An 8068-nucleotide genomic window follows, 5' to 3' on the forward strand; every position below is an offset into this window, starting at 1 on the left:
GGGAGTTTCCGTCGCTCTACTGGCCAGTAACCGACGGAAACTCCCTGGACTATCCGCCAGACAACTCCCTGGACTATCCGCCAGACCGGACGTCACCCCCTAGGCCGACGCGACCTCGGCGACCGGCCGAGCGGCTCCGCCGGTCCGCAGGAAGAGCAGGGCGACGGCGGAGATCGCGACCACGACGGCGGCGCCGACGTACAGGTTGACCGGGGTCCACGAGGAGTCGAGCAGGCGCCCGGCGAGCATCGGCGACAGGATGGCCCCGATGCGGCCGATACCGATCGCCCAGCCCATGCCGGTGCTGCGGATCTCGGTGCCGTAGATGGCCGGGGTGATCGTGTAGAGGCCGGCGATGCAGCCGTTGATGAGGGCGCCGACGACCACGCCGATGATCAGCGCGACGGTGAGCAGCGCGGTGCTGGTGATGAAGACGACCATCGTCAGCGCCGACAGGACCGTGAAGCCGATCAGCACCAGGCGATTGTCGAGGCGGGAGGCGACGAGACCGTAGAGCACCGAGCCGGCGGTGCCGCCCAGCGCCAGCATCATGCCGGCGGTGACCGCGTCCGCCTCCGACAGGCCCGAGGTGACCAGCAGCTGGGGGGTCCAGCTGTTGACGAAGTAGAAGCCGAACATCGTGGCCAGGAACGCGACCCAGATGAGCAGGGTCGAGCGGCGTAGGTCGGCGCCCAGCAGGATGCCGGGGTTGCCGCTGCGTCGCCGGGCGGTCGCCCGCGGTGCCGCCGTCAGCGCCTCCGAGGTGACCGCGGGCTGCCCGAGGCGAGCGAGGATCCGGTTGATCCGCTCCACCGCCTGCCGGGGCCTGCGCTGGACGAGGAAGTCGACCGACTCGGGCAGCAGCACGACCAGGAGCACCAGCGCGATCCCGGTCGCGACACCGCCGGCGACGAAGACGCTGCGCCAGCCGAGGTCGGCGAGCATGCCGCGCGCGGCCACGCCGCCCAGGGTGGCGCCGATGCCGTAACCGGCCGTGTAGAGGCCGATCGCCAGACCGCGCCAGCGCGCCGAGGCGTACTCGCTCGCGATCACGTTGGTGCTGGCCAGGATGCCGCCGACGCCGAGCCCGGTGACCACGCGGGCCAGGCCGAGCAGGACAGCGGACGGGGCGGCCGCGGAGAGCAGCATGCCGAGGGTCGCCAGGCCGACGCTGATCAGGATGAGCGGGCGGCGGCCGATGACGTCGGCGACCGGGGCCAGCGCCAGCGAGCCGACGGCCATGCCGACCAGGCCGGCGCTGAGCAGTACGCCGAGCTCCGAGCCGCTCAGTGCGAACTCCTCGGTCAGCGAGGAGGCCGTGAAGGCCATCGCCATCACGTCGAATCCGTCCAGACAGTTCAGCAGTACGCAGAGCGCGACGACCATCCACTGGTAGGGAGTCATCGCGGCGGCGTCGATGCGCGCACGAAGGTTCATCTCGGGTCTCTTTCGGGGTGGGGGTTCACGGAAGGTGGAGGGTCACGGCGGCGGGGTCGGCCGAGCCCGACCCCGATTCGCCGCGGGCGGCTCGGGCGACGCAGAGGCACAGGGACGTGCAGGTCTCCTTCTGACGGGGACTCAGGAACACGTCGCGGTGGTCGATCCGGCCGCTGACGTCGAGGACCATGACCTGGCAGATCCCGCACTCGCCCTTGCGGCAGTCCCACATCACCTCGACGCCGGCGTCCTCGAGCGCGTCGAGCATCGAGCTGTCCTTGCCGACGCGGACGGAGCGGTCGAGCTGGGGGAGGTGCACGACGAAGTCCTCGGCCGCCCAGGCGCCGCTGCTGCCGAACGTCTCGAACCGCAGGTTCGGCTCCGGCAGCTCGTGGGCCGCCCAGGCACGACGGATCGCGTCCATCAGCCGGATCGGCCCGCACATGTACATCTCGGTCCGCGCCGCGGCCGGGCTCCCGGCGATCTCGCCGACGAGCTCGGCGACGTCGAGGCGTACGTCCTCGTCGTCGACGAACACCCGGACGTGGTCGCCGTGCACCTCGACGAGCTCGTCGAGGTAGGCCATGACGGCGCGCCGCCGCCCGGCCAGGACGAGCGTGTAGTCGGCGCCGCGGCGGCGCAGGGTGTCGGCCATCGCCACCAGCGCGGTGACGCCGATGCCGCCGGCGACCAGCACGTAGCGGTCGGCGCCGACGCCGAGCGGGAAGCTCTGGACCGGACCGGTCATCTCGACCAGGTCGCCCGCCGAGAGGCCGTGCATGTGGCGCGACCCGCCGCGTGAGGCGGGAGCGAGCTGGACGCCGAGGGTGAGCCGGCGGCCGCCGTCCTCGGAGCGTACGACGGAGTAGGACCGCTTGCGGACCTGACCGGCGAGGTCGAGCCGGAGGTCGATGTGGGTGCCGGGCACGGCGTGGACGGGGCGGTCGGGGGCGAGCACGACACGGCGTACGCCTTCGGCGAGGTCGGAGGTCTCGACCACACGGCCCTGCTGCCACCAGGTCTGGGTGTTCACTGCCATGGCGGCCGCCTCACTTCGCGGCCGCGGCGGCGGGGAGACCCTCCGCCTGCAGCATGCGGTCCAGGATCCGGCGCACCCACATCCCGCCGGCGTCGATGTTGAGGCTGTAGAACTCGTGGTCCGGGTTGGCGTCGATCGCGCGCTGCTGGGCGGCGAGCATGTCCTCGTCCTCGCCGAAGACACCGTGCACGCCCTGTCGCAGCTGGGTCGTGATGGTCTGGCTCTCCAGACGGTAGTTGCGCATGAAGGCCCAGAAGTAGTGCGACGTGCGCGCGGTCTCGGGGGTGATCGTGTTCATCACGTAGCCGTTCACGCCCTGGCTGCGGTCGCCCTCGGGGGCACCGGTGCCGGCCTTGGCGACGCCGACGTCGATGCAGATCGTCGAGGGGGCCTCGAAGTGGATGATCTGCCAGCGGTCGACCTTGCCGCTGAAGCCGGGGAACTTGTCGCGCATGTTCTTCAGCCAGAACGGCGGCGGGTCGATGTCGCGCATCCAGCGGGTCACGGTCACGCCGCGGTCGGTGTGGCTGACCTCGAACTCGGCCTCGGAGAGCTCGTCCTGACCGATGCTCGAGCTGTGCACGAACTCCTCGTGGGTGAGGTCCATCAGGTTGTCGAGGATCAGCTGGTAGTTGCAGGGCGCGTAGATCGTCTCGCCGTCGCCGGCCCACTCCGGGGAGTCCATCTGCGTCATGTCGGGCACGGTGTCGGGGTCGGCGAGGTCGGGGTCGCCCACCCAGACCCACACGTAGCGGTAGCGCTCGACGACCGGGTAGGAGGGGACGATCGCGCTCGGGTTGATCGTCTCCTGCGCCGGCATGCTGGTGCAGCGCCCGGCGGAGTTGTAGCGCAGCCCGTGGTAGGGGCACTGGATCTCGTCGCCGAGCACCTTCCCCTTCGACAGCGGCGCCAGCCGGTGCCAGCACGCGTCGGCCAGCGCGACCGCGCGGCCGTCGCTGTTGCGCCACAGCGCCAGCGGGACGCCTGCGATGGTGCGGGCGAGCGGCTGCTTCGCGGTCACCTCGTGGTCCCACGCGGCGACGTACCAGGCGTTGCGGGGGAAGTTGAAGATCTTGCTCGCCGCGGTGATCGGCGGGGAATCCAGGACGGTCATGGGGAACTCCCTATGGAGATAGGTGTTGTGCTCGTCACAAACTACCTATCTCTATAGTTAGTGGCAAGGGTTGGGTACGCTCGCGCCACGATCACGGCGAGGAGAGGGGGTCACGATGTCGCTGAGATTCGCGCTGCTCGCGCTGCTCACCTCGCGCCCGATGACCGGCTACGACGTCTCCAAGCAGTTCAGCCAGTCGGTCGCCCACGTGTGGCACGCGCCCGACTCGCAGATCTACCCGGAGCTCAACCGGATGGAGCGCGACGGTCTGCTCGAGTCGTCGGTCGTGCCGTGGGGCAAGAAGGGCACGAAGAAGGAGTACGCCGTCACCGAGGCCGGGATCGCGGCCTTCCGGGAGTGGATGGACGCGCCCATCGAGATCCGTCGGCAGCGAGAGCCGGCCTACCTCAAGGCCGCCTACCTGGAATGGGCGGACCCCGCCGCCGCCCGCGCCGAGCTGGAGCAGTTCCGCGACCACTGGACCGAGCATCTGGCGATGCTCGAGGCCACCCGCGCCACGCTCGTCGACCGCAGTCACCCCACGCTCGCCCGGCGGCTCGAGCACTACGACGCGAGTCAGTGGGACCGCATCGTGCGCTACAAGATCTTCGCCTACGACGGCCTGATCGACCAGGCGCGCGCCGCGATCGCCTGGGCCGAGCGCGGTCTCCTGCTCGTCGACGAGCTCGAAGGCGCGCCGGTCGACTGACCTCCCGAACCTGTCGGTGGTCGCGGGCACAATGCCACCCCGTGGGAAGACGTACGTCGTTGGGGCTGCTGGTCGTGCTGCTGGCGGCCGTCGGCTGGGCGGTCTCGCTGTGGCTGCCCGAGGAGGCACCGGCGAACCGGCGGATGCCGCCGGTGGCGACCGAGGAGCCGTCCTCGTCGCCCGCTCCCCAGCCGGTGGACGTGCGGAAGGTGCGCGATGACCTCGCCGGGTTGGCCACGGTCGCGAGGCGGCCGGACGGGATGGCTGCGTACGAGCGCTCGGTGTTCGGCGGCGGCTGGGCCGACAGCGACGGCAACGGGTGCAACCAGCGCGACGACGTGCTGCTGCGCGACGCCGTCGAGGTGCGGACCGGGCAGCAGGGGAGGTGTGACCACGACGTGCTCGCCGGCACCTGGGTCGACCCCTACACCGGCAGGCGCCTGGTGCTCACCGACCTGAAGGAGGCTCGGCAGGCCCAGGCGATCCAGATCGACCACGTGGTGCCGCTCTCGGAGGCGTGGCGCTCGGGCGCGAGCCGTTGGCCCGAGGACCGGCGCCGAGCGTTCGCCAACGATCTCGACAACCTGCTCGCCGTCGACGGACCGACCAACATGAGCAAGGGCGACGACGACCCGGCGGGCTGGCGTCCGCGGAAGGGGTTCCAGTGTGCGTACGCCACCCGCTGGATCGAGACCAAGGCCCGCTGGTCGCTCGCCGTCGACGACAGCGAGCGGCGGGCGCTCAGCGAGATGCTCGGCTACTGCTGAGACTCGGGGTTGAGGTCAGACCGCGCGGCGGTAGTTGGCCATCGCGCGGTCGTAGGCCTCCCACGCGCGCCATGACTCCAGCGCTCGCTCGCCCTGCGGCTTGAGGCCGTCGACCTTGTGGTAGGACTCGCCGCTGGCGTACTGCGACTCCCGGCCGGTCACCAGCGAGAGCAGCATCGGCAGCACGCTCTCGTCGGTCACCGTGATCGTGCCGACCCGGAAGGTCTCCCGCACCCACTCGGCCCGCTGGTCCGAGCCGAGGACGAGCACCACCGGCAGCTGCGACGCCCGGGCGATCGCGTCCAGGATCGGCCCGAGCCCGTCCGGGACCCACCGCTCGTCCGTCGGCGGGGTGGGCGCCTTCGGGATGCTCATCGTCGTGTACGCCGGGAGCTGGCCGGTCAGCGGGCCCGCGATCTTCTCGGTGGACGTCGGGGCCGGGTCCGGAGCGACGTCCGAGGCGCGCTTCTCGGCGGCCTTGCGGCGCGGCCGGACCGCAGGGATCTTCGCGGTGAAGCTGAAGCCCCCCGTGCGGGTGGGGTCGAGGTGGCGCCCGGGAGTCGGCTCGGGTGCCCGGCCGAGGATCGGTGCCGCCGGCGCGGTGGCCGTGGTGACCAGCTCGGCGGCGTGCTTCCCGTGCGAGCGGATCGAGCCGTCGGCGGCGAACTCGAACAGCGCCACCCGGACCCTGTCGGCCCACTCGACCGCGTCCTCGGTGAACCCGGCCCGGCTGAACAGCGCGACCGTGCGGGCGTCGTAGGCGTAGCCCGCGCCGCGTACGGCACAGACGCTGCGTGCCTCGGTCAGGGCACGGGTGAGCACCACCTGCGCGACGATGACGTTGTCAGGTCTGCCGCCGATGATGTCGACGTCGGCGGCGGTGGTGCTGCCCGACGGGGCGGCGTCGGGCCAGCCGAGGGAATGCAGATGCTCCGCGGCGTACTTCTCGGCTTCTTCGCCCGTTCTGGGCTGCCTCAAGGGTGCCAACGTACGGTCCTTCCTCGATCCTCCCTCGGGCCTCCCTGCCCGATCGAGTTGGGGAGGATGATAGGCCCGGGGCGTACGCCTTGTCCGGCGGGGTGCTGAATCGGGTCGCGTTGTTCGCTCCTGGCGGATCGGCCGCGAATGTCGGCGCTCGCCGCTAGCGTGATGGTCATGAGGCGCCCGCATGAGAACGTCGCTACGGTCCTGGTGGATCCGCGCATTCTCGGCGACATCGAGATCGAGCTGATGTCGCTCGACATGCCGCTGTGGCGGGTGTGCGCGGCGCCGATCGTGAAGGACGGGCAACGGCTCGCGTTCCAGGTCCGCAACAAGCTGCTGATGTCCAAGCGGGGCGAGTGGGACTGCGCCAAGGACTGGGTCCCGGTGTGGATCGGCTTCGGCTCGAGCTGGGCGTTCCCCGGCGAGGCCATCCCGTGGCCGGCGCACAAGGCGCTGTGGACGCTCCTGGAGGGATACGCCGACCACGTCCGCTACAACAAGCGGCTCGGTGGGATCCCCAGGATTCCGCGGCTACGAGAGGCTTGTTAGACGGCATGGGTGCAAGAGCGGTCTCTGCGTTCTGATAGCCGAGTAACCGGGTTAACAAAGCCAGGATAGGCGCCGTTACCCTGTCGGGGTGACGACAGATGCCGCGCCGCCCACGCCGCCTTCCACCCCGACGGTGGCGATCATCGGAGGCGGCGCGAGCGGCACGCTGACCGCGATCAACCTGCTCCGCCGGGGCGCGTCCGTGGTGCTGTTCGAAGCGCGGGGTGAGGCCGGCTACGGGGTGGCCTACTCGACCACTGACGCCCGTCATCTCCTCAACGTCCGGGCCAACAACATGTCGGGCTTCCCCGACGATCGTGACGACCTGCTGGACTGGGCGGCGGAGGCCGGTATCGAGCTCGGCCCGATCGATTTCCTGCCCCGGCGCGACTACGCGCGCTACCTGCGCGACCGGCTCGCTGAGGCCGCTGCGGCGGGTCCCGGGGCCCTGGAGACGGTCGGGGAGACGGTCGTCGACGTGGAGCCGACCGGCGCCGGCTTCCGGGTGCTGACCGGCGACGACGACGCGGGTCGTGTCGCGGACGCGGTCGTGCTGGCGTACGGCAATCCGCCGCCGCAGCCGCTGGCCGGAATGCCCGAGGCACCGTGGAACCTGTCGGATCCCTGGGACGTGGCCCGGATCAGCGCCCTGCCCGCCGATGCGACCGTGCTCGTCGCCGGCACCGGCCTGACCGCCGTCGACACGACGGTCACGCTCCTCGACGACTCCCCGGCCCGCCGGGTGATCATGGTGAGCCGCCACGGCCTGCTGCCCAACCCCCATGTCGACGACCAGTTCACCTCCTGGGTGACCCCGATCCCCGACGGCCCGCTGACCGCCGACGGCATCGCCGGCCTCGTCCGCGACCAGATCGAGCACGCGGCCACGCTCGGCGTCGACTGGCGTGCGGTCATCGACGGCCTCCGCGGTCCGACCCAGTCGATCTGGCGCCGCCTACCGGAGCCCGAGCGCCGTCGCTTCCGCGAGGTCTACGCCCGCGAGTGGGAGGTACGCCGCCACCGCATGGCCCCGCGCATCGCCGCCCTTCTCGACACCTATCGGTCTGAGGGCCGCCTGGAGATCCTCGGCGGCGGGGTGCTCGGCTGCCGGGCGGACGCCGAGAACCCCGTCGTCACGCTGGCCGGCGGCGACCGCGAGGTCACCGCGGTGATCAACTGCACCGGCCCCTCGCCCGACATCACCCGCACCGACAACCCTCTCCTGCTCGCGCTCCAGAAGCGCGGCCTGATCGCCCCCGACCCCCTCCGCCTGGGCATCGACGTCACCGAGGACGGCCACGTCATCGGAGCGGACGGCCGCGTCGTACCTGGTCTTCTGACCGTCGGCCCGCCCTGCAAGGGCGCCCTCTACGAGGCGACCGCCATCCCCGAGATCCGAGGGCAGGCAGCGGCCGTGGCCGCCCACCTCGCCGCCGAATAGGGAGTTCTGGCGGCCGAGAAATCGGTTG

8 protein-coding genes are annotated in these 8068 nt (G+C 71.1%); 4 read left to right on the forward strand and 4 right to left on the reverse strand.

Annotated features, from left to right (window positions below):
- Positions 1-99 precede the first annotated feature (99 nt).
- From ACFVJS_RS24400 to ACFVJS_RS24410, 3 genes are read right to left on the reverse strand one after another with little or no spacing between them, the layout of a single operon-like run.
- On the reverse strand, positions 100-1437 hold the full coding sequence (locus ACFVJS_RS24400) for an MFS transporter (protein ID WP_378885871.1): 1338 nt from the start codon (positions 1435-1437) through the stop codon (positions 100-102).
- A gap of 25 nt (positions 1438-1462) precedes the next feature.
- Positions 1463-2476 carry a PDR/VanB family oxidoreductase gene (locus ACFVJS_RS24405; RefSeq protein ID WP_378885872.1) on the reverse strand — a complete coding sequence of 338 codons (1014 nt, stop codon included), beginning with the start codon at positions 2474-2476 and terminating at the stop codon, positions 1463-1465.
- Positions 2477-2486: 10 nt separating this feature from the next.
- Positions 2487-3590 carry a Rieske 2Fe-2S domain-containing protein gene (locus ACFVJS_RS24410; RefSeq protein ID WP_378885874.1) on the reverse strand — a complete coding sequence of 368 codons (1104 nt, stop codon included), beginning with the start codon at positions 3588-3590 and terminating at the stop codon, positions 2487-2489.
- Positions 3591-3705: 115 nt separating this feature from the next.
- Between ACFVJS_RS24410 and ACFVJS_RS24415 the strand changes: the two genes are divergently transcribed.
- Both ACFVJS_RS24415 and ACFVJS_RS24420 read left to right on the forward strand, forming a co-directional pair.
- Positions 3706-4299, forward strand: a complete 594-nt coding sequence (locus ACFVJS_RS24415; protein WP_378885876.1) for a PadR family transcriptional regulator — start codon at positions 3706-3708, stop codon at positions 4297-4299.
- Positions 4300-4340: 41 nt separating this feature from the next.
- Positions 4341-5066, forward strand: coding sequence for an HNH endonuclease family protein (locus tag ACFVJS_RS24420; RefSeq protein ID WP_378885878.1), 726 nt, complete (start codon positions 4341-4343; stop codon positions 5064-5066).
- 15 nt (positions 5067-5081) lie between these two features.
- Here ACFVJS_RS24420 and ACFVJS_RS24425 read toward each other — a convergent pair whose 3' ends face one another.
- Positions 5082-6044 carry a restriction endonuclease gene (locus tag ACFVJS_RS24425; RefSeq protein ID WP_378885879.1) on the reverse strand — a complete coding sequence of 321 codons (963 nt, stop codon included), beginning with the start codon at positions 6042-6044 and terminating at the stop codon, positions 5082-5084.
- A 177-nt stretch (positions 6045-6221) separates the two neighbouring features.
- Here ACFVJS_RS24425 and ACFVJS_RS24430 point away from each other — a divergent pair, with 177 nt between their 5' ends.
- Complete coding sequence (locus tag ACFVJS_RS24430; protein WP_328528364.1) at positions 6222-6599, forward strand: hypothetical protein; 378 nt, start codon at positions 6222-6224, stop codon at positions 6597-6599.
- Positions 6600-6687: 88 nt separating this feature from the next.
- Complete coding sequence (locus tag ACFVJS_RS24435) at positions 6688-8040, forward strand: FAD/NAD(P)-binding protein (protein ID WP_378885881.1); 1353 nt, start codon at positions 6688-6690, stop codon at positions 8038-8040.
- The last annotated feature ends 28 nt before the right edge of the window (positions 8041-8068 follow it).

This window comes from Nocardioides sp. NPDC057772, assembly GCF_042798075.1.
Classification (GTDB): domain Bacteria; phylum Actinomycetota; class Actinomycetes; order Propionibacteriales; family Nocardioidaceae; genus Nocardioides.

What these genes read in the sequence shown, in the direction of transcription:
- ACFVJS_RS24400 (WP_378885871.1), bottom strand. Translation starts at nt 1,437, where the DNA reads ATGAACCTTCGTGCGCGCATCGACGCCGCCGCGATGACTCCCTACCAG.
- ACFVJS_RS24405 (WP_378885872.1), bottom strand. Translation starts at nt 2,476, where the DNA reads ATGGCAGTGAACACCCAGACCTGGTGGCAGCAGGGCCGTGTGGTCGAG.
- ACFVJS_RS24410 (WP_378885874.1), bottom strand. Translation starts at nt 3,590, where the DNA reads ATGACCGTCCTGGATTCCCCGCCGATCACCGCGGCGAGCAAGATCTTC.
- ACFVJS_RS24415 (WP_378885876.1), top strand. Translation starts at nt 3,706, where the DNA reads ATGTCGCTGAGATTCGCGCTGCTCGCGCTGCTCACCTCGCGCCCGATG.
- ACFVJS_RS24430 (WP_328528364.1), top strand. Translation starts at nt 6,222, where the DNA reads ATGAGGCGCCCGCATGAGAACGTCGCTACGGTCCTGGTGGATCCGCGC.